The 19,303-nt window shown below is 66.5% G+C and carries 19 protein-coding genes; 11 read left to right on the top strand and 8 right to left on the bottom strand.

Annotated elements, in window-relative coordinates:
* The first annotated feature begins 16 nt into the window (after positions 1-16).
* Positions 17-475 (top strand): DUF2214 family protein, encoded by a 459-nt coding sequence (locus O8I58_RS05640; RefSeq protein ID WP_298321411.1) that lies wholly within the window; start codon positions 17-19, stop codon positions 473-475.
* A gap of 47 nt (positions 476-522) precedes the next feature.
* Here O8I58_RS05640 and O8I58_RS05635 read toward each other — a convergent pair whose 3' ends face one another.
* The 6 genes from O8I58_RS05635 to O8I58_RS05610 all read right to left on the bottom strand — a co-directional run bounded on the left by O8I58_RS05635 (position 523) and on the right by O8I58_RS05610 (position 8,707).
* A complete protein-coding gene (locus O8I58_RS05635; protein WP_298321409.1) occupies positions 523-4,095 on the bottom strand; it encodes a M1 family aminopeptidase in 3,573 nt (1,190 codons plus the stop codon).
* Between the two features lie 3 nt (positions 4,096-4,098).
* Positions 4,099-4,989 (bottom strand): ABC transporter ATP-binding protein, encoded by an 891-nt coding sequence (locus tag O8I58_RS05630; protein ID WP_298321407.1) that lies wholly within the window; start codon positions 4,987-4,989, stop codon positions 4,099-4,101.
* A 202-nt stretch (positions 4,990-5,191) separates the two neighbouring features.
* Entirely contained in the window at positions 5,192-6,238 is a 1,047-nt protein-coding gene (locus tag O8I58_RS05625; protein WP_298321405.1) for a L,D-transpeptidase, read from the bottom strand.
* A 34-nt stretch (positions 6,239-6,272) separates the two neighbouring features.
* Complete coding sequence (locus O8I58_RS05620; RefSeq protein ID WP_298321403.1) at positions 6,273-7,058, bottom strand: murein L,D-transpeptidase catalytic domain family protein; 786 nt, start codon at positions 7,056-7,058, stop codon at positions 6,273-6,275.
* A 201-nt stretch (positions 7,059-7,259) separates the two neighbouring features.
* On the bottom strand, positions 7,260-8,039 hold the full coding sequence (locus tag O8I58_RS05615) for a queuosine precursor transporter (protein ID WP_298321401.1): 780 nt from the start codon (positions 8,037-8,039) through the stop codon (positions 7,260-7,262).
* Positions 8,036-8,707: a DUF502 domain-containing protein gene (locus O8I58_RS05610; RefSeq protein WP_298321399.1), complete on the bottom strand. Its 672-nt coding sequence runs from the start codon at positions 8,705-8,707 to the stop codon at positions 8,036-8,038. The genes O8I58_RS05615 and O8I58_RS05610 overlap by 4 nt, the downstream gene beginning before the upstream one ends.
* 61 nt (positions 8,708-8,768) lie before the next feature.
* On the opposite strand from O8I58_RS05610, the gene O8I58_RS05605 reads away from it, so the two are divergent.
* Positions 8,769-10,070, top strand: a complete 1,302-nt coding sequence (locus tag O8I58_RS05605) for a hypothetical protein (RefSeq protein WP_298321397.1) — start codon at positions 8,769-8,771, stop codon at positions 10,068-10,070.
* 30 nt (positions 10,071-10,100) lie between these two features.
* Here the strand turns inward: O8I58_RS05605 and O8I58_RS05600 are convergent, their stop codons facing one another.
* Together O8I58_RS05600 and trxA are read right to left on the bottom strand one after the other, a co-directional pair.
* Positions 10,101-10,577, bottom strand: coding sequence for a DUF4442 domain-containing protein (locus tag O8I58_RS05600; protein WP_298321395.1), 477 nt, complete (start codon positions 10,575-10,577; stop codon positions 10,101-10,103).
* Between the two features lie 216 nt (positions 10,578-10,793).
* Entirely contained in the window at positions 10,794-11,654 is an 861-nt protein-coding gene (trxA, locus tag O8I58_RS05595; protein ID WP_298321393.1) for a thioredoxin, read from the bottom strand.
* A 137-nt stretch (positions 11,655-11,791) separates the two neighbouring features.
* On the opposite strand from trxA, the gene O8I58_RS05590 reads away from it, so the two are divergent.
* The 9 genes from O8I58_RS05590 to rlmH all read left to right on the top strand — a co-directional run bounded on the left by O8I58_RS05590 (position 11,792) and on the right by rlmH (position 19,183).
* Positions 11,792-12,256 carry a hypothetical protein gene (locus O8I58_RS05590; RefSeq protein WP_298321391.1) on the top strand — a complete coding sequence of 155 codons (465 nt, stop codon included), beginning with the start codon at positions 11,792-11,794 and terminating at the stop codon, positions 12,254-12,256.
* Entirely contained in the window at positions 12,253-12,468 is a 216-nt protein-coding gene (locus O8I58_RS05585) for a helix-turn-helix transcriptional regulator (protein ID WP_298321388.1), read from the top strand. Before O8I58_RS05590 ends, O8I58_RS05585 begins: the two co-directional genes overlap by 4 nt.
* Positions 12,465-13,088, top strand: coding sequence for a DUF998 domain-containing protein (locus tag O8I58_RS05580; RefSeq protein ID WP_298321385.1), 624 nt, complete (start codon positions 12,465-12,467; stop codon positions 13,086-13,088). The genes O8I58_RS05585 and O8I58_RS05580 overlap by 4 nt, the downstream gene beginning before the upstream one ends.
* A gap of 94 nt (positions 13,089-13,182) precedes the next feature.
* Positions 13,183-15,816 carry a leucine--tRNA ligase gene (gene leuS / locus O8I58_RS05575; protein WP_298321383.1) on the top strand — a complete coding sequence of 878 codons (2,634 nt, stop codon included), beginning with the start codon at positions 13,183-13,185 and terminating at the stop codon, positions 15,814-15,816.
* A gap of 101 nt (positions 15,817-15,917) precedes the next feature.
* On the top strand, positions 15,918-16,526 hold the full coding sequence (gene lptE / locus O8I58_RS05570) for an LPS-assembly lipoprotein LptE (protein WP_298322773.1): 609 nt from the start codon (positions 15,918-15,920) through the stop codon (positions 16,524-16,526).
* Positions 16,526-17,557: a DNA polymerase III subunit delta gene (holA, locus tag O8I58_RS05565; RefSeq protein ID WP_298321381.1), complete on the top strand. Its 1,032-nt coding sequence runs from the start codon at positions 16,526-16,528 to the stop codon at positions 17,555-17,557. Before lptE ends, holA begins: the two co-directional genes overlap by 1 nt.
* Positions 17,558-17,597: 40 nt before the next feature.
* Complete coding sequence (gene nadD / locus O8I58_RS05560; RefSeq protein WP_298321379.1) at positions 17,598-18,257, top strand: nicotinate-nucleotide adenylyltransferase; 660 nt, start codon at positions 17,598-17,600, stop codon at positions 18,255-18,257.
* Positions 18,258-18,288: 31 nt separating this feature from the next.
* Complete coding sequence (rsfS, locus tag O8I58_RS05555; protein ID WP_298321377.1) at positions 18,289-18,699, top strand: ribosome silencing factor; 411 nt, start codon at positions 18,289-18,291, stop codon at positions 18,697-18,699.
* A 13-nt stretch (positions 18,700-18,712) separates the two neighbouring features.
* Positions 18,713-19,183 (top strand): 23S rRNA (pseudouridine(1915)-N(3))-methyltransferase RlmH, encoded by a 471-nt coding sequence (gene rlmH / locus O8I58_RS05550; RefSeq protein ID WP_298321375.1) that lies wholly within the window; start codon positions 18,713-18,715, stop codon positions 19,181-19,183.
* Positions 19,184-19,303 lie beyond the last annotated feature (120 nt).

Below are 19,303 nucleotides of genomic sequence, written 5' to 3'. Positions count from 1 at the left end.
CCTCGGAGTCGTCGCCATGTGGATGGATTTCGCGCTTGCTTCGCTGCATCACCTGCTGGTGTTCGGCCTGGTCGCCATGCTCGCCGCCGAGTCGGTGCTGCTCTCCCGGCCGCTGGATGCTGCAGGTATGCAGCGTCTGTTCAAGCTCGATAGCGGCTACGGCATCAATGCCGGCCTGCTGCTGGGCGCGGGCCTGTGGCGCGTGTTTGGCGGTGCCAAGGGTGCGGATTTCTACCTGCACAACCCCTGGTTCCACGCCAAGCTGACCTGCTTCATCCTGGCTGCACTGGTGTCGGCCTGGCCGACCCTGCGCTTCCTGCATTGGCGCAAGGCATTGCGCAATGACGCCAGCTATTTGCCATCGCCGCATGAGGTCGCGCGTTTGCGTGGTGCGATTCGCATGCAGCTCGGCCTGGTCGCGCTGATCTTCGTGCTGGCCGCCGGCATGGCGCGCTACGGCGGCCTGAACTTCTGACCTTCAATACGCCGGCGCGGGATAGCCGCGCCGGCGCGTTACCCCGACTACTGCAGGGTCACCTTGCGCCGGTTGTCTTCCGAATCGGTATCGATCAGCTTGTTGTACGGATCGATGCCGGCGTCGTATGGCAGCTGCTCCACGACCAGTTTGAGCGTGGTCTCGGCTTGGGTGACGTGGTGCTTGGCCAGGTACAACACCTGTTCGTCGGCTTCCTTGGCGCCGGGCTTGCGCGCGAACACGCCGATGTCGACCCATTCGTCCACTGCTTCGGCGGTGACCTTGCCCTTGCCGTCGGCGACCTGCTTGGCTGCGTGCAGCTTCAGGGTGACTTCGTACTTGCCATTGGGAAGCTTGCGGGCCGTGGCATCGGTGGTGCGGTTCTCCCAGAACACGATGCGCTCGAACAGATCGCGGATGAAGGGGTGGAACTTCGCATCGGTGCCCGCGTACAGGTCGGCCATGAAGTCGCGCGTGGTTGGATAGGGTGCGGCCTTGAAGGCGTGCTCGCGCAGGAATCCGGCCAGCACGTGGTTCAAGGTGTCCTCGCCGATCATGTCCTTGAGCGCGTAGAAGGCGATCGAGCCCTTGTTGTAGTGGATGTATTGCTGGTTCTCGTTGAGTGCCAGCGGCTGCTCGGCCACGCGTTCGGCCGGGCGCTGGCGCAGGTAGCTGTCCAGTTCGTACTTGAGGAACTTGCGCATCTTCTGCGGGCCGTATTCGTGCTCCATCACCATCAGCGCCGAGTACTGGGCCAGGGATTCGCTGAGCATGGTCGCGCCCTGCACGTTGGCGCCCACCACCTGGTGTGCCCACCACTGGTGCGCGACTTCATGCGCAGTCACGTAGAACGGGTAGTCGATGTCGTCGGCGTCCTCGACGCGGGCGATGAAGCCGATCGCCTCCGAGTATGGAATCGTGCCGGCGAACGACTGCGCGAAGCGCTGGTAACCCGGGAATTCCAGGATGCGCAGCTGCTTGAACTGGTAGGGCGAGAAGTTGCGCGTGTAGTAATCCAGCGACTTCTTGGTGGACTGGATCATGCGGTCGACGTTGTACGGATGCTTGGCATCGAAATAGACGTCGATCGCCACGTCGTTCCAATGGTCATGCCTGACCTGCCAGTCGGCCGACAGCCAGGAGAAGAACGCCAGCAGCTTGGTCTCGCCCTTGTACTGGAAGTAATGGCGGCCATCCTTGTGCCAGTCCTTCTGCAGCGTGCCCGGCGCCAGCGCGATCTGGCCATCGGTGGTGGACACGGTGGTCTCGAAATCCACCCAGCCTGCGTTCGGGCCCAGGTAGTTATCCGCATAGGCCTTGGTGTCGCCGATCGGATTCATCCGCGGCAGCTCGGGCAGCTTGTACTTGCGCCGGTCGTTGCGGTCGGACAGCTGCTGGTTCGGGTCGTAGCCGAACTGCGGCAGCGCGGCGAAGTTGTTGAAAAACGTGCCGTTGTAGACCACCTGGGTGTCCTGGCCATCCATGCGGAAGCCATCGGGGACGTCGGTCAGGTCGAAGTCGAAATCCATCTCCGCGCCCGGCGCCAGCGGCTGGTCCAGGGTGTAGATCGTGTAGCCCTGGATGTCGTCGCGCTGCTTGACGTGGTGGGCGGGGAAGTCGAGCTTGTTGACCCGCACTTCAGGATCCAGGCTGACGTGCAGCTGGGTGATCGGCGCGGCGGTGTTGTTGCGCATCCGGTAATGGCCGCGCAGGTGCACGGTCCGCGTGGCAGGGGTGATGTCGACCTCGGTGCGGATGGCGATGACGCGCGGCTGCGGCAGGTCCTTGTACTGGCGGTAGGCTTTTTCGTAGTCGGCGCTGCGCTGCTTGGCCAGGTCGCCGGGCACATAACGGTTGAGCACGTTGGTGTTGTAGAAGATCCAGCCGCCCAGCCCGACAAAGGCCAGCAGCGACACCGCCAGCACGGCTGCGGCCGGGCCACGCAGGCGTCGACGCAGCTGCATCAGGCGCTCGCGCCAGTGCAGCGTGGTGCCGCGCGGCCACAGCATGTAGGCCAGGGCCAGCAGGGCGATGCACAGCGCGCCCCAGTACGCCCGGAACCACAGGTTCGGACCGATGAAATGGCCCCAGCCGTTCATGTCCGAATACGGCGTCGGGCTGGCGTGACCGAAGTTGTAGAGCAGGTGGTCGAAGTCCAGCATGCCCAGCGCCATGCGCCCGACCAGCACCATGATCATCAGCAGGTAGCCGATGAACTTGTTGCCGCTCACGGCCTGCAGGAACACCGCCAGCGCCGCCATCAGCAGGTACGCAACGCAGTCCAGCAGCATGGCCTGCAGGTACAGCAGCGGTTCAAGGCGCGTGTAACCGTGGACCAGCTGGTAGCCCATGCCCAGCAACGCGCCGATGACATGGAACAGCACCACCACGCAGGCCAGCGCGGCCAGCTTGGATGCCAGCGGAATCCAGTCCGGTGTGGCGTAGGCATCGGTGGCTTCGGCCACGCCCTGGCTGCGTTCGCGCCAGACCAGTTCGCCGGCATAGAAGGTCAGCACGATGATCAGCAACAGGCTCATGCTGCCGTTCATCAGCTGCTGCATCTGCCCGGTCACCGGGTACACCGCGGTGCCGTACATGCGCCCGCCGGAATAGAAGATCACCCCGACCACCAGCAGCCACACCAGTACGATCACCAGCAGCGGCGCGCCCAGCAGGGTCTGGCGCAGGTCGAAGCGCGCCTGGTGCAGGAACTGGGTGAGTCGCGCCGAAAATCCGGTGCGCAGCTGCACGACGGGCAGGACGACCGCATGGCTTTGTTCGGCCAGCGGCGCGACCGCCTTGCGCTTGCGCAGGACCAGCCCTTCGCGGTCGATCCGGAACAACGCGTAGGTCGCCCACAGCAGCAGCGCGGCCAGGCCCAGGAACAGCGCCCGGTTGCCCAGCAGCAGGCCACTCAGTGGTGGCAGCTGGTGGTTGAGCTGGTCACTGGACCAGTAGCGGATCTGGTCGGCGATGCCGGCACCGCCGGACGGATCGACCAGCGCGGCGATCCAGCGCGTGGAGATGTCCGAACCCAGCGAATCGGACAGCATCCACAGCACGAAGAACGCGATCACGCCGATGTAGGTGTAGAGCATCGAGCGTGTCGCGGTGGCCAGCGCGAACAGCAGCGCCGACAGGAACAGCAGGTTCGGCACCACCAGCACACCGAAGCCCCATGCGTAGGCGCTCCACGGCGTTGGTCCCAGTCGCGCCTGGTCCAGCCACGGCATCTTGCTTCCCAGCCACATGCCGAAGACGACGCCCAGCATGATGGCCAGGCTGGCCAGGAAGCCGCCGCCGAAGCGCCCGGCCAGGTACACGCCCTTGCGCATCGGCGTGGCGAAGAACAGTTCCGCCGTGCGCTGTTCGAAATCACGCAATGCGATGCCGCCGACGAAGATCGTGGTCAGCAGCACGCTCATCACGCTGAAGGCGCCGAGCACCACGGTGGTCACCGCCGGCGCGTTGCGCATCACGTTGCCCACGCCACCGCCATAGGACACGTTGTCCGAGGCCAGCATCGCAAAGCCGATGCCGGCGAACACCGCCAGCACTACCCAGAACACGCCATTGCGCAGCAGGAGCCTGCGCTCCATCTTCAGCAGCTGAAGCAGCATGGCTCAGGCCTCCGCGTGGGCGGGGGCGGCAGCACGGCGCAATTCGCCGAAGTACACGTCTTCCAGATCGGCTGGCGCGGCGACGAAGCCCTCGCCGGGGGCAGCGTCGCTGAGTACGTGGATCACCGGCGCACCGGCGACCAGGCGGGTGGACAGCACGTTGAACGCGGCCTCGTGGGCGGGCAGCTCGCCCTTGTCCAGGGTCTTCTTCCAGACCCGTCCATCGAGCGAGGCGATGGCCTTGCGCGGCTCGTCCGCCAGCCGCACCTGGCCGCCGGCGATGATCGCCATGCGCGGGCACAGGTCGGTCACGTCCTCGACGATGTGGGTGGACAGGATCACCACCGTGTTCTCGCCGATCTCGGCCAGCAGGTTGAGGAAGCGATTGCGCTCGGCCGGGTCCAGGCCGGCGGTGGGTTCATCGACGATGATCAGCGATGGCTGGCCGATCAGTGCCTGGGCAATGCCGAAGCGCTGGCGCATGCCGCCGGAGAACCCACCCAGCTTGCGCTTGCGCACCTGCCACAGATTGACCTGCTGCAGCAGTGCCTCGACCAGCGTCTTGCGTTCGCCGCGCGCGGTCACGCCCTTGAGCACGGCGAAATGGTCGAGCATCGCCTCGGCGCTGACCTTGGGATACACGCCGAACTCCTGCGGCAGGTAGCCAAGCCGGCGGCGCGCGCCGGTCTTGTCGGCCAGCACGTCCAGGCCATCCAGGGTGATGCTGCCGGCGTCGGGTTCCTGCAGGGTCGCAATCGTGCGCATCAGCGAGGACTTGCCTGCGCCATTGGGCCCGAGCAGGCCGAACATGCCACGCGGGATGTCCAGGTCGATGTCCTTCAGCGCATGCACGCCGTTGGCGTAGGTCTTGGACAGTCCGCGGATCTGCAGCATCGTGATTCCCTTCAGCGCATTGGAGATGCACCGGATCGTGGGACATCGCCCGGGCGTCGTATATCCCCCGGAAGTCACCCGTCCTCGCACGGGCGGGTGGGTCTTGACCCGCCGCAAGGTTCAACCGGCACCGCGACGGCCGGTCAAGACCCGCCCTACGTCAATTGCGTAGGTGCAGGCAGGGCACCCGGCGCCGCGCCGCTTATTTCTCCGGCGGATCCGAGTCGATCACCTGCACATGGGCGCCGGTGGTCTGCGGCACGACGCTGGCGTCGGTGGCGACCAGCACGGTGCCGGGTTGCACGAAGGGCAAGACCTGCGCCTTGAAGCCATCGGGGATCACGACCTGGTTGATTTCCTCGGTGGGCAGTGCGGCGCCGGCTTCGTCTTCGCGGCCCGGCACGCCGATGGTGATCCAGGCAGGCATCGGCGACTGCGCGGTTACGGTTCCGATGGCGGGCGGCACGTAACCGGCCGCGACGATGTAGGCATGCGTCCCGGTGCGCGGCGTGGGGCTGTTGAGGGTGATGCGGGTGCGGCCGACTTCAGTGCCGTTGCGGTAGACGAACAGGATCCGGTCGCTGCGGCTGAGCACGATCGACAGCGGGCCGTCCGGTGCACGGCCCGGTTCCCAGCGCCAAGCGCGGCCGTCTTCGAGGAGCGGAATGTCGACGTCCTTGCCGGTGGTCGGATCGATCGGGCTGAGCGCGCCGGGATGGACCAGCGACACCGGCGCCGAGCCTTCCTCGGCCACCACCACGGTCATGCCCATGTTGGAGGCACCGAACAGCTTCTCGGCGAACGCGCTGGGCAGGTGCACGCAGCCGTGCGACTCGGGATAGCCGGGCAGGCCGCCGGCATGCAGGGCGATGCCGTCCCAGGTCAGGCGCTGCTGGTAGGGCATCGGCGCGCTGTTGTAGAGGCTGGAGCGATGGTCCCTGTCCTTTTGCAGGATGGTGAACACGCCGGTCGGGGTTTCATGCCCGGCCTTGCCGGTACTGACCGTGGTCCAGGCCATCAGGATGCCGTTGCGATACACGTAGGCGCGCTGTTCGGTCAGGCTGACGATCACCGCCATCGGGCCGGCGTTCTTGTCGTCGCCACCCCAGACCCATTCGCCGGGCTTGAGCGTGGCGGGCGAGGTGTCGATGGGGCTGGATTGCTTGGCCCCCCAGAACGGCACTGCGGCCACGGCCGGTAGCGCAACGCATAGCAGAAGGCCCAACCACACACGCGCAGATCGCCGCATCGCAGGCCTCCATGGCCATGTCAGAAGGGCAAGCCTAACGCGTGACGACGGCCTTGTCGGGACTGGCGTGGGGCATGCCATGCAGGCGCGCCATCGCGCACTGGGCCAGCGACGAGCGGGTCAGCCAGGCCTGCTCCGGGTAATACGAGAACACGAACTGGCCATCCTTCATCACATCGATGATCGGCCTGGCCATCGCCGTGCGCACTGCCGGGCAACCCCAACTGCGACCCAGGCGGCCGATCTTCTTGCCGGCCTCGGCGCTCACGTACGGCGCGCCGTGCATGACGATGGCCCGGCTCATGGCGGCATCGTTGAAGCCGGTCTCCAGGCCATCCATGCGCAGCGAATAACCGTTCTTGCCCTGGTAGGTGTCGCGGGTGAAGAACAGGCCCAGGCTCGAAGCGTGGGTGCCGTCCTCGTTGGAAAACCGATTGGGCAGGTCACCGCCAGAGCCCTGGCCGTGCGCGACCAGTTCCTTGTAGAGCAGCTTGTGCTGGGCCAGGTCGAACACCCACAGGCGCGGGGTCAGCGAGGAGCGGCTGTAGTCGATTACCGCCAGCCGGTGCGCATCGCTGCCGGTGCCGTGCGCTTGCGCGCATTGCATCGCCGACAGGCCCAGGGCCAGCACGTCGGGATCGGCGTCCGGTGCCAGTTGCGACAGGTCGGGCAGGCCGTCGGGCGCGGCGGCATTCAATGCCGGCGCCGGTGCGAGCGGGCTGGCGCTCTTGTAGTTGGCGGCGCCGGCTTCCGGCGAGCGCGCGGCTACCGGTGCCGCGGCGGCCAGCACGGCCAGCGCGAAGAGCTGAAGAGGCTTCATGCGGCCATTCTAGGTCAACGCCATCGTCACGTTGCTGAGCGGTGGCGGTGCGCCTGTCTCTCGACGGATCAGTGAGTTACGTGCATTCACTGGAATCCGAGCCTCGACCTGTAGAGCCGAGCTTGCTCGGCTGCTTTTCGGTCAGATCTCAGCGGAGTCCCAAAAGGGGATTGCCACAAGCTCCGTTCTACACAAAACGGATCAATCCGCAGCCGCTTCCATGCGCAGCTGCTCTTCGCGTTCGTGGCCCAGATAGAGGCGGATCGCATGGCGCATCAGGTACAGCAGCGGGATCATCGCCACCGCAGCCAGCATCTTGTAGCCGTAGTTGACCGTACTGATGGCCAGGAAGCGCTGCATCGACCAGTGCTGCGGCCCGAGCACGAAGGCGATGTAGATCACTACGAAACTGTCCACGATCTGCGAAACCGCGGTCGAGCCGGTGGCACGCAGCCACACGTGTTTTTCACCGGTGACGTTACGGATACGGTGGAAGGCCCAGACATCAATCAGCTGGCCCAGCAGGAACGCCACGATCGAGCCGCCGATCGACCACATGCCCTGGCCGAAGATCGCGGCGAACGCAGCCTGGTAGTCGGGCACGCCCTGGTTCGCCGCCGCACCGACCCACCAGCCCGCTGGCGCGGTCCTGATGGCCAGGAACGCGAACAGGAAGCCGTAGACGATCAACGCCACGGCGACCCACGAGATGAAGCGCACGCCCTTGCGGCCGAAGAACTCGTTGATGGTGTCGGTCAGTACGAACACGAACGGCCACAGCAGCGTGCCGACGGTGAAGCTCAGCGAGCCGCTTTCACCGAACAGGTTCCACTGCAGCGGTGCGATGCCAAGCGTGTCTTCCAGGGCGAAGATCTTGACCCCGATGAACTCGGCCAGCACCGCGTTGACGCACAGGAACGCCGCCAGCGCGATGAACAGCCGTACCGCGCGGTCGTCCAGCGTGCGTGTCACCACGCTCACGCGATGCGGTCGCCGGTGCGGGTGAAGGGCATGGAGTCGGGGGCGGAGGCACCACCAGAAATGATGAACGCCATCGCCTGGTCCACCGTCCAGTCGGTGGGCGTCAGCAGGTCCACGGGCACGATTTCCAGGTAGCCGCCGGTGGGATTGGGCGTGGTCGGCACGTAGACGGCCGCCAGTTCGCGACCGGTGCCTTCCTCGCGCATCACCCGGGTGACCAGGCCGACGGCCTTCATTTCCCGGTGCGGGAAGTCGATCAGGACCACGCGCTGGGTGCTGCCCGGCTTGGTCTGCAGCATGTCCAGCAGCTGGCGCGCGCTGGTGTAGATGGTGCTGGCCAGCGGTACGCGGCGGATCAGGGCTTCGAACCAGCGCAGCAGCGTCTGCCCGACCACCCGCCGTGCCAGGAAGCCGACCAGCAGGATCACCAGTAGCGTGGCGACCAGCGCGATGACGGCCTGCACCGACTGCCCGGTCAGCCACGAGGCGACTACCGGGAAGTCCTGGGCGAAGCTGCGTGAAATGGGTTCGACCAGCGGTTTGCTGGCATCGGACAGCAGCACGAAGACGAACTTGATGACCACCCAGGTCAGCCAGATCGGCAGCAGGGTCAGCAGGCCGGTCAGGAACAGGCTCTGCAGGGAGGGGCGGGGGGAGGGACTGGACATGGCGTTATTGTAGGGCGCGACCATCCGGGACGGAGGGTCGCTTGGAGAAAGGAGCGGTTCGATGGTGCGTGTGTTCAAGTGGTTCGCGGCGGGTGTGCTGGCGATCGGGTTCGCGCTGGTGGCGGTCTATGGGCTGTCGCGGGCGATGGGGCCAACCAAGGCCGAGCAGCAAGCCCTGCAGGCCCTGCAGCCGGGCAAGCCGCCGACCGGCACGAATGGATTCACGCAGCTGTGGCTGTTGCCCTATGCGGTGCCGGCCGATGCGCAGGCGGCGGTGCTGAAGGCCGATCTGGCCCGCTTCGCCAAGGCACCCGGTGCATTCAAGTCGACCGCCGAGGATCGCTGGCCGCGCGAGGGCCTGGTCGACCCGCCGGGCCTGCAGCTGTGCGGTTGGAAGGACCAGGACTGCCTGGCACGGGTCCGCGGCAACCAGGCCGGATATGCCGCAGCGGTGGCGAGCAATGCGCCGCTGGCGGCGCGCGTGGAGGCGCTTCACGACGCGGGCTACGTGCGAAATCCATTTCCGTTGGACCCGATGCTGCCGTTCCCTGCCTATCAGTTGTTGTCCGCGCCGCAGACCGGACATGCGCTGACGTTCGTGCGGGGACATCGCCAGGAGGCGCTGGCCGGCGTCTGCCGCGATGCCCGCACCGCACGCATGCTGGGGAAGGACCCGGATTACCTGATCGGCGGCATGATCTCGCTGGCGATGCTGCGGGGCACGGCTAACCTGTTCACCGAGATGCTGGCCGCACTGCCCGACGACGCGAAGCTTCCCGATGAATGCGTTGCTGCGTTCGCACCGCTGCCGACGGACGCGGCGAACGTCTGCAAGGTGATGCAGCGCGAGTTCGCGTTCGTGCAGTCCGGGGTGGGCGACAGCGCCTGGCAATCGGTGCAGGGCACCGGTGCGACCCGGGGGCATTGGCTGTTCAACCGGGACAAGACCGTCGCGCGCATGGCCGTGGGCACGGCCTGGCCGTGCGAGGAAGGGGGCAAGGCCCAGGTTGCCGCGGACCAGCCGGTCACCACGCCGGCCGTGCAGGGCGGTAGGTGGGAGTTCCGCTGTCTCGCCAATGCGGTGGGTTGCACCCTGGCCGATATGGGGCCTTCCAATTTCGATGACTACAGCCGCCGCGGGCAGGATGGCATGGCGCGTCTGCGTCTGGTCTCGGTAGCGCTGTGGCTGCGCACCCACCCGAAGGCCGGGCTGGATGACCTGCCACCGGAGCTGCAGCGCGGGCGTCCGCTGACGCTGGATAGCGAACGCGGCACGCTGTCGATGGCGCTGTTTTCGCCGCAGGACGGGCAGGACCGCTGGGAAATCCCGCTGCCGGCCCCGCGGCTTCGCACCGCGCGCTGACCGGGGCCGTTACTGCGTGTGCAGCTTGGGTCAGGTGGTTGTTGTTCCGGCCTTGGCGCGGGCCTCGGGCTTGAGCCGCACGTAGAGCTGTTTGCGCACGCGGGCGACGGTGTCGCCCTGGGCGTCGATCACATCCAGGTCGAACCATTGCAGGTGCTTGGCGCCGTCGGCAGTGGCGGCACGCACCGCGTCCAGCGTGGCCTGGTCCAGGCGAAAGTCGGCAGTCACGGTGCCACGCCCGGGTTTGACGAACTCGATCTCGCCGGCCTTGTCCCAGACGAAATAATCACGCCCCAACACCTGCATCACCAGCAGCATCCAGAACGGATCGGTCATGGCGAACAGGCTGCCGCCGAAATGGGTGCCGACGTAGTTGCGGTTCCAGGGCCGCATGCGCAGTTCCACCCGCGCGTAGCGCCAGTCGCTGTCGATCGCCGCCACATGGATGCCGGTGAACAGGAACGGCGGCCACAGGTTCAGGCCGTGGCGCAGGGTGAAAGGTTTCATGGGCAGGCGCATCGCGTGGGCAGGCGGGATGCGAGGCTAACATACGGATGGGTATGGATGGATTGGCCGGTCGGCAATCCCATAATCAGTGCGGCGCTTCTCTGTAGAGCGGAGCTTGCTCCGCTGCTCTTCGGCCAGATCGCATCGAAAGCCCCAGCGGAGTCCCCAAAAGGGGATTGCCACAAGCTCCGCTCTACAAAAAATCGGTGTGGCCGGTCAAAACAGCAGCGCGGACATCTTGCGGCGGTACTTGCCGACCAGGTCTTCGTCCTCGACCACGCGGAAGGCATCGATCAGGGATTTCCTGGCCAGGTTGTCTTCCCAGGTGCGGTCGCGGCGCAGCAGTTCGATGAACTGCTCCAGGCCGCCTTCGGCATCGCCGGCGACCAGCTTGTGCACGCCCAGTAGGTGGCGGGCACGCAGGTCGGTTTCGTCCTGGGCCAGGTTGGCCTCCAGCGCGTGCGGCGCCGGTGCGCCCTTGAGCAGCGCGGCAAAGCCCAGGCGGGCGCGGGCCTTCACCGCGCGGTCGTCGGTGGACAGGTTGGCGGGCAGGGCATCGAGCAGGGCTTCGGCCTCGGTGGCCTCGCCGGTGCCCAGCAGGGCCAGGGCCAGGTCGAGCTTTAGCTCGTCCTTGTCCGGTTCGGCGGCGATGGCTTCGCGCAGGGCGGCGACCTGCTCGGCCGGGCTGAGCGGGGCCAGGGTTTCGGGTTCTTCGTTGGCGGCGGCTTCGGCCGGCTCCACCCCGTGCTGCTGCAGGAAGGCGCGCAGCTGGCCTTCGGGCATCGCGCCGGGGAAGCCATCGACGATCTGCCCGTCGCGCACCAGGAACACGGTCGGCACCGAGCGGATCTGGAACGCCGCGGCGATCTGCTGTTCGGCATCCACGTCGACCTTGGCCAGTTCGAACGCGCCATTGAACTCGCCGGCCAGCTTTTCCAGGATCGGGCCCAGGGTCTTGCACGGCTCGCACCAGGTCGCCCAGAAGTCCACCAGCACCGGGGTGGTCATGGATTTCTGCAGGACTTCGGTTTCGAAGGTGTCGGTGGTGGCGGTGAAGACGTGGGGCAGCTCGGACATCGAAATTGGTTTCTTGGGAGGCTCGGCCAGACATGGTGGCAAACTTGGACGGCGCAAGAGTGATGTAAAAAATAGTTGACATCTAATTGAAGATGCGGATGTATGACATTTTTTACATAAAGGAAGGGGTTTTTGACATGAACATGGAATTGCCGGCAGTCGTCAGAAGGATGGAAGCGCAGGAGCGGCTGGCCTACCTGGGTTTGGCGATATTTTTTTGGGTGACTGGATATCTATTCTGGCAGGTGTTCTTTTCAGAACACCGTTTCGAGTCGTCGCATGCCGCGCATGTCAACAAGGTCGCGGCACGCTTCTTCCTGTTTTTTACGGCTGCGGCAATCTGGCTCAAGCATCGATTCCGTGGGGTCTACGTCGATGAGCGCGACCGTGCGATCACGCACAAAGGCCTTGAGGCGGGGTTCGCGCTGCTGGGCATTCTGGTGGTACTGGCCTCGACGGTGGCGGGGCTGAAGACCTATCAAGACTTTTTTCGTTTGGTGCCGCCGATCTGGCTCGCCAACTGCCTGCTGCTGTGTCTGGGGGCGTCACTCGTGGTGATGAGTGCGGTCCGCGTGCATGCTTACTGGCGGGATCGCAGGTGACCGGTACTCCCGTCGTCAACGAGATCCGTCGACTTCGCTTCGAGCATGGTGAGATGACCCAGCAAGCGCTGGCTGACGCCTGTGGTGCGACCCGCCAGACCATCATTGCGCTCGAGGCGGAGCGTTATGCACCCTCGTTGGAGTTGGCGTTCCGTATTGCACGTGTCTTTGGTGTTGGCTTGGAGGCAGTCTTCCGTTGGAAAGAATCTTGAAGCGTTGGTGGCGCTGGTGTGCGCCGGTGGCCGTCCTGCTCTGGCTGGGCGCGGTGCTGGGCTTTGGCGCGGCGCTGAAAGACCAGGGCTATTCGCAGCTGATCCATCCGATCGCGCTGCTGGGTGCGCAGGGCATTCCGAACGCGCAGCTGTTCAACCTGCTGGGTTTCGTGCTGCCGGGGGCGCTGTGCGCGATGGTCGCGCTGGGGCTGCGCCTGCGGCTGCCATTGAAGGCTGGTTGGCCGCAACGGATCGGCGCGCAGCTGATGTTCCTGTCGGCGTTGGGGCTGGCGGCGATGGGCCTGTTCCAGCTGGAACCACAGCAGCTGCGCGGCACCCAAACCCAGCTGCACGCCACGGCCTGGGGCCTGTGGTGGGCGACCAGCCTGGCGTCTGCGCTGCTGCTGGCCGTTGGCCTGCGTGGTCAGCCTGAATGGCGCGGGCTGGCCCTGGCTGGTCCGGTGCTGGCGGCGCTGGTGGTGGCCTTCGCGCTGGTGCTGCCGGCGTTCCTGCCCGATGGGCTGTCGCAGCGGATCTCGGTGCTGGCCTGGTTCGGCTGGTGCGCGTTGGCGGGGATCAGCGGCCCGCCGCGGCCACTGGCGGCCACCCTGCACGGCTGATCGCCGGACCCGGTGCGGAGGCCGCGCGGGGTGCAGCCAGTGGTGCGCTGCGGTACGCTTCGCGGCTTTGTAGCCGCCTTCGCAGCCCTTTGCCATGTCCGCCGTTCCCGAAACCCACGCCTACGACCCCAAAGCGGTCGAAACCTCCGCGCAGCAGTTCTGGAACGCCAGCAAGGCTTTCGAGGTCAGCGAAACCTCCGACAAGCCCAAGTATTACTGCCTGTCGATGCTGCCGTACCCGTCCGGTGCCCTGCACATGGGCCACGTGCGCAACTACACCATCAGCGACGTCATCAGCCGCTACAAGCGCATGACCGGGCACAACGTGCTGCAGCCGATGGGCTGGGATGCTTTCGGCCTGCCGGCCGAGAACGCCGCGATCAAGAACAAGACCGCGCCGGCCAAGTGGACCTACGCCAATATCGAACACATGCGCACCCAGCTGAAGTCGCTTGGCTACGCGATCGACTGGACCCGCGAATTCGCCACCTGTTCGCCCGAGTACTACGTGCACGAGCAGCGCATGTTCACCCGCCTGCTGCGCAAGGGCATCGCCTACCGCAAGGCCTCGGTGGTGAACTGGGACCCGGTGGACCAGACCACGCTGGCCAACGAGCAAGTCATCGACGGCCGTGGCTGGCGCTCGGGCGCGCTGGTGGAAAAGCGCGAGATCCCGCAGTGGTTCCTGCGCATCACCGACTATGCGCAGGAGCTGCTGGACGGCCTGGACACGCTGGAAGGCTGGCCCGATTCGGTCAAGACCATGCAGCGCAACTGGATCGGCCGTTCCGAAGGCCTGGAAATCCAGTTCAACGTCGAAGGTGGCCACGAGCCACTGATGGTCTTCACCACGCGCCCGGACACGCTGATGGGCGTGACCTTCGTGTCGATTGCCGGTGAGCACCCGCTGGCGCTGAAGGCTGCGGCATCGAACCCCGAGCTGGCGGCCTTCCTGGAGCAGCTCAAGCTGGGCGGCGTGTCCGAAGCGGAACTGGAAACCCAGGAAAAGCGCGGCATGGACACCGGCCTGAAGGCGGTGCATCCGGTGACCGGCGAAACCGTGCCGGTGTGGGTCGCCAACTTCGTGCTGATGGGCTATGGCACCGGCGCGGTGATGGCTGTGCCCGGCCATGACCAGCGCGATTTCGAATTCGCCAACAAATACGCGCTGCCGATCGTGCAGGTGATCCAGCTCAAGGAGCCGCGCAACGACGCCGAGTCGAGCTACGACGCGAGCGTGTGGCAGGACTGGTATTCGGACAAGGCGCGCGAGTTCCAGCTGATCAACTCTGCGGAGTTCGACGGGCTGGATTTCCGCGGTGCTTTCGAAGCATTGGCCGAGCGTTTCGAGCGCAAGGGCCAGGGCCAGCGTCGGGTGAATTACCGCCTGCGCGACTGGGGCGTGAGCCGCCAGCGCTATTGGGGCTGCCCGATCCCGGTGATCCATTGCGATAACTGCGGCGCGGTGCCGGTGCCGGACGACCAGTTGCCGGTGCTGCTGCCGGAAAACGTGGCCCTGGACGGGGTGAAGTCGCCGTTGAAGGCCAATCCGGAATGGCGCAAGACCCGCTGCCCGGACTGCGGCGGCGCGGCCGAGCGCGAGACCGACACCTTCGACACCTTCATGGAGTCCAGCTGGTACGTGGCGCGTTACACGAGCCCGGGCGCGGCGACGATGGTCGACAAGCGCGCCAACTACTGGATGCCGGCGGACATGTACGTCGGCGGCATCGAGCACGCGATCCTGCACCTGATGTATTTCCGCTTCTATCACAAGCTCATGCGCGACGCGCGGATGGTGGACAGCGATGAGCCGGCCACCAACCTGCTGACCCAGGGCATGGTGATCGCCGAAACCTACTACCGCGAGAACGCCAACGGCTCCAAGGACTGGATCAACCCGGCCCTGGTGGACGTGCAGCGTGACGAGCGCGGGCGCATCACCGGTGCGGTGCTGGCCAGCGATGGCCAGCCGGTGCAGATCGGCGGCGTCGAAAAGATGTCCAAGTCCAAGAACAACGGCGTGGACCCGCAGTCGATGGTGGACAAGTTCGGCGCCGACACTGTGCGCCTGTTCTCCATGTTCGCCGCACCGCCGGAACAGTCGCTGGAGTGGAACGAAGCCGGCGTGGAAGGCATGTCGCGTTTCCTGCGCCGCCTGTGGACCCAGGTGCAGAAGCATGCCGACGCCGGTGCCGCACCGGCGCTGGACGTGGCCGCACTGAGCGCCGAGCAGAAGGCGCTGCGCCGCAAGACCCACGAAACCATCGCCAAGGTCGGCGACGACTACGGCAAGCGGCATGGCTTCAACACCGCCATCGCTGCGGTGATGGAGCTGTCCAACGCGCTGGGCAAGTTCGATGACGCCAGCGAGCAGGCCCGCGCCGTGCGCCAGGAAGCCCTGGAGGCCGCGGCACTCCTGCTCAACCCGATCACCCCGCATTCCAGCCACGCGCTGTGGCAGCTGCTGGGCCACGGCGAGACGCTGCTGGAAGACCTGAGCTTCCCGCAGGCCGACGCTGCGGCGATGGTGCGTGATTCGGTGGTGCTGGCGGTCCAGGTCAACGGCAAGCTGCGCGGCACGATCGAAGTGGCGGCCGATGCGCCCAAGGACCTGATCGAAGCGCTGGCCAAGGCCGAGCCGAACACCGCCAAGTTCCTGGAAGGCATGGAGATCCGCAAGGTCATCGTCGTGCCGGGCAAGATCGTCAACCTGGTCGCCGCGTGAAGTCTCAAGCGGCGTTCACGCGCGATCATGCAGGCTCGGCAGCCGTCCAGTTGCCGCACCCGCCGGCCTCGTCCAGACTCCCCGCCATGAATCCAACCCCGATGCTGCGGCTGCTGGCCGTCACCCTGTTGGCCGTCTCGCTTTCCGCCTGCGGATTCCACCTGCGCAGCAAGATCGCGCTGCCGGCGGATCTGGGCCCGGTCCGGGTCGTGTCCAAGACGCGTTACAGCCCCCTGGCGGAAGACCTGGCCGTCGGCTTGAAGGCGGCAGGGGCCACCCCGGCAGCGGAAGACGCCACGACGGACGTGGCGACCCTGGACATCAAGTCCGAGCGCTGGGGCGATCGGGCGATTGCGCTGGATCAGAACGGCCGCGCGCTGGAATACAGCCTGCGCTACGCCACCGTGTTCGAGTTTCGCCGCGCCGATGGTTCCGAGTTGGTGCCGCAGCAGGTCGTTGAGCTGTCCCGCGACTACGTCTCCCAGTCGACCAACCTGACCGGTACGACTTCCGAACGCGAGATCCTGGCCGACGAGCTGCGTCGTGAGATGGCTGCGTCGATCCTGCGCCGTATCGATGGCGTCGTGCGTGGCGTTGGCCGCCCTGGCGGCGCCAGGGATCCGGCCACGTCCACGGCGCCGGTTGATCCGGCGCCCGCGACGGATGACGCCCTCACGCCCGCGACGACCACGCCTGTCACCACCCCGTAATGGAACTGGCTCCTGACCGGCTGGCTGCGCAGATTGCCGATGCTGCGCTGGCGCCGGCCTACCTGATCGCCGGGCCGGAAACCCTGCTGGTGCTGGAGGCGGCCGATGCCGTCCGGACCCGCGGGCGTGAACTCGGCATCGCCGAGCGTGAAGTCTTCGACCTGGAAGGGCGCGATATCGACTGGGCCGGATTGCAGGCCAGTTTCGATGCCCCCAGCCTGTTCAGCGCCCGTCGCATCGTCGAAGTGCGCCTGCCCACCGGCAAGCCAGGCAAGGAGGGTGCCGAGGTCATCAGCGCCTTCTGCGCGCGCCCGCCGGACGATGTGGTGCTGCTGATCACCGCTGGCGAGTGGAGCAAGGCCCATCGCGGCAAGTGGGCCGACGCCATCGAGCGCATCGGCGTGCTGTCGGTGGCCTGGGCGATCAAGCCGCACGAACTCTCCGGTTGGGTTCAGGCGCGGTTGCGTTCGCGCGGCCTGCGCGCCGATCGCGACGCCATCGCGCTGCTGGTCGAGCGCGTGGAAGGCAACCTGCTGGCGGCCGCGCAGGAAATCGACAAGCTCGCCCTGCTGGCCGATGGCCAGGCCCTGGACCTGGCCACGATGCAGTCGCTGGTCGCCGATGCGGCGCGCTTCGACGTGTTCCGCTTGATCGAGACCACCTTGTCCGGCAACGCCACCCAGGCCTCGCGCATGCTGGTCGGCCTGCGTGCCGAGGGCGAAGTGGTCGCGGCCCTGATGCCGATGGTGGTCAGGAATGTCCTGAGCACCGCGCAGCTGGCGCGGGTCGCCGAACGTGGCGGCAATGTAGCCGCGGAAATGAAGGGGCAGGGCATCTGGGAGAGCCGGCAGGCGCCGTTCAAGCGCGCGCTGCAGCGCCATGCCAGTTCCGCGCGTTGGGACCGGTTCGTGGCCGAGGCCTCGCGCATCGACCGCATGGCCAAGGGGCGCGCCGATGGCGATGCCTGGGTGGCGCTGGAGCGCCTGTTGCTGGCCATCGCTGATGCGTCCGCGGTGAAGCTGGTGGCGTGAGCCACGCCTGATCCCGCGGCCGACGCGCTCTGTGTCCAACATGTCATCTCCGCGCGCGCTGACCCTGATCTACGGCGGCACCTTCGATCCGTTCCACAACGGGCATCTGGCCATCGCGCGTCTGGCGGGCGCCGCGCTGGCGGTGCCGGTCACCCTGATCCCCGCCGCCGATCCGCCGCATCGCCCGCCGCCGGGCGCCAATGCGCAGCAGCGCCTGGCCATGCTGGAAGCCGCCGTTGCCAGGGAGCCCGGCCTGCGCGTGGATCGGCGCGAACTGGACCGCCCCGGGCGCTCCTTCACGGTCGACACCCTGCGCAGCCTGCGCGCCGAACTCGGTCCCGAGGCGCCGCTGGCGTTGGTGCTGGGCGCCGACAGTTTCCTGGGCCTGCCCACCTGGCATGCCTGGGAGGATCTATTCGGATTGGCCCACTTCGTGGTGGCCGATCGCTTCGGCAGCTTGCTGGGTCAACTGCCGCCGGCACTGGGTGAGCGCGTGGCCGCGTGCTGGGCCGATGAAGCCGATGCCCTGAAGCATTCGCCGGCTGGGCGGGTGCTCTGCCTGCATCAGCCGCTGCAGTCGGAGTCGGCCAGCGACGTGCGCCAGCGGATCGCCTCGGGCGCGTCCTGGCAGAGCCTGGTGCCGCCGCCCGTCGCCGCATTCATCACCGGCCACGGCCTGTATGGGGCGACGGGGCTATAATCGCGGCCTGTCCGCTTATCAAGTTGCTCTTTTGTCCAGCCAAGCCCAAGTCATCAAGACCCGTCTGCCCAGCCCGCCGCCGTCCGTTCCGGACCTGCTTGCCACCGTGCATGCGGCTGTGGGTGAACTCAAGGCCAAGGATGTCGTCGAGATCGACGTGCGCGGCAAGTCCAGCGTCGCCGATTTCCTGGTGATCGCTTCGGGCACCTCGACCCGCCACGTGAAGTCGATTGCCGACGAAGTGGTGAAGTTCGCCAAGAAGCTCGACGTGATGCCGCTGGGCGTGGAAGGCGAGCGCGAAGCGGAGTGGGTGCTGGTCGACCTGGGTGATGTCATCGTCCACGTCATGCTGCCGCGTGTGCGCGAGTTCTACGCGCTGGAGCGCCTGTGGACCGTCGGCGACCAGCCACCGGAAGACGAATCCGACGACGCGTCGCGCTGATCGGCGCGGGGCGATGAAAGCCCGCCTGATCGCGACCGGTGAACGCGCGCCCAGCTGGGTCGCGCAGGGGTTTGCCGAATACCAGAAGCGGCTCTCGCACTGGCTGCCGTTCGAACTGGTGGAAGTCACGCCTGGCCTGCGCGGCAAGAACCGCGACGCCCAGCGTGCGATCGAGGACGAAGGCCAGCGCGTGCTGGCCGCGTTGCCCAAGAACGCGCACATCGTCGCGCTGGAAGTCACCGGCAGGCAGCATTCCTCCGAACAGCTGGCCCAGCGCCTGGAGCACTGGCGTGGGCAGGGGCGCGACCTTGCGTTTCTGATCGGCGGCCCGGAAGGCCACGCGCCCGAGGTGCTCGCCGCCGCGCATGAAACCTGGTCCATTGGTCCACTGACCCTGCCGCACATGATGGCGCGCCTGATCGTGGCCGAGCAGCTCTACCGCGCCGCGGCGATGTTGGCCAATCATCCGTACCACCGCGCCTGACGCTACCGGCTTTGCCGGACGTACCAGCAACACGTCGAAGAAAGCCCCGATGCATCGCACCGGGGCTTTCCTGCTGTTGCAGTCCGCGTCTTTGTAGATGCGGGCCTGTGTTGCGTTCCG

Source organism: Pseudoxanthomonas sp. (assembly GCF_027498035.1).
Taxonomy (GTDB): Bacteria; Pseudomonadota; Gammaproteobacteria; order Xanthomonadales; family Xanthomonadaceae; genus Pseudoxanthomonas_A.
Note: the sequence above shows the minus strand (reverse complement) of the source record. Positions and strands in the feature narration are given on the sequence as shown.

Bases quoted from the DNA above. Each gene is read 5' to 3' on its own strand.
- O8I58_RS05600 (WP_298321395.1), bottom strand. From the start codon at position 10,577: ATGAAACCTTTCACCCTGCGCCACGGCCTGAACCTGTGGCCGCCGTTC.
- leuS (WP_298321383.1), top strand. From the start codon at position 13,183: ATGTCCGCCGTTCCCGAAACCCACGCCTACGACCCCAAAGCGGTCGAA.
- O8I58_RS05640 (WP_298321411.1), top strand. From the start codon at position 17: ATGTGGATGGATTTCGCGCTTGCTTCGCTGCATCACCTGCTGGTGTTC.
- O8I58_RS05630 (WP_298321407.1), bottom strand. From the start codon at position 4,989: ATGCTGCAGATCCGCGGACTGTCCAAGACCTACGCCAACGGCGTGCAT.
- O8I58_RS05610 (WP_298321399.1), bottom strand. From the start codon at position 8,707: ATGTCCAGTCCCTCCCCCCGCCCCTCCCTGCAGAGCCTGTTCCTGACC.
- O8I58_RS05620 (WP_298321403.1), bottom strand. From the start codon at position 7,058: ATGAAGCCTCTTCAGCTCTTCGCGCTGGCCGTGCTGGCCGCCGCGGCA.
- holA (WP_298321381.1), top strand. From the start codon at position 16,526: ATGGAACTGGCTCCTGACCGGCTGGCTGCGCAGATTGCCGATGCTGCG.
- lptE (WP_298322773.1), top strand. From the start codon at position 15,918: ATGCTGCGGCTGCTGGCCGTCACCCTGTTGGCCGTCTCGCTTTCCGCC.
- nadD (WP_298321379.1), top strand. From the start codon at position 17,598: ATGTCATCTCCGCGCGCGCTGACCCTGATCTACGGCGGCACCTTCGAT.
- O8I58_RS05635 (WP_298321409.1), bottom strand. From the start codon at position 4,095: ATGCTGCTTCAGCTGCTGAAGATGGAGCGCAGGCTCCTGCTGCGCAAT.
- rlmH (WP_298321375.1), top strand. From the start codon at position 18,713: ATGAAAGCCCGCCTGATCGCGACCGGTGAACGCGCGCCCAGCTGGGTC.
- O8I58_RS05590 (WP_298321391.1), top strand. From the start codon at position 11,792: ATGAACATGGAATTGCCGGCAGTCGTCAGAAGGATGGAAGCGCAGGAG.
- trxA (WP_298321393.1), bottom strand. From the start codon at position 11,654: ATGTCCGAGCTGCCCCACGTCTTCACCGCCACCACCGACACCTTCGAA.
- O8I58_RS05625 (WP_298321405.1), bottom strand. From the start codon at position 6,238: ATGCGGCGATCTGCGCGTGTGTGGTTGGGCCTTCTGCTATGCGTTGCG.
- O8I58_RS05605 (WP_298321397.1), top strand. From the start codon at position 8,769: ATGGTGCGTGTGTTCAAGTGGTTCGCGGCGGGTGTGCTGGCGATCGGG.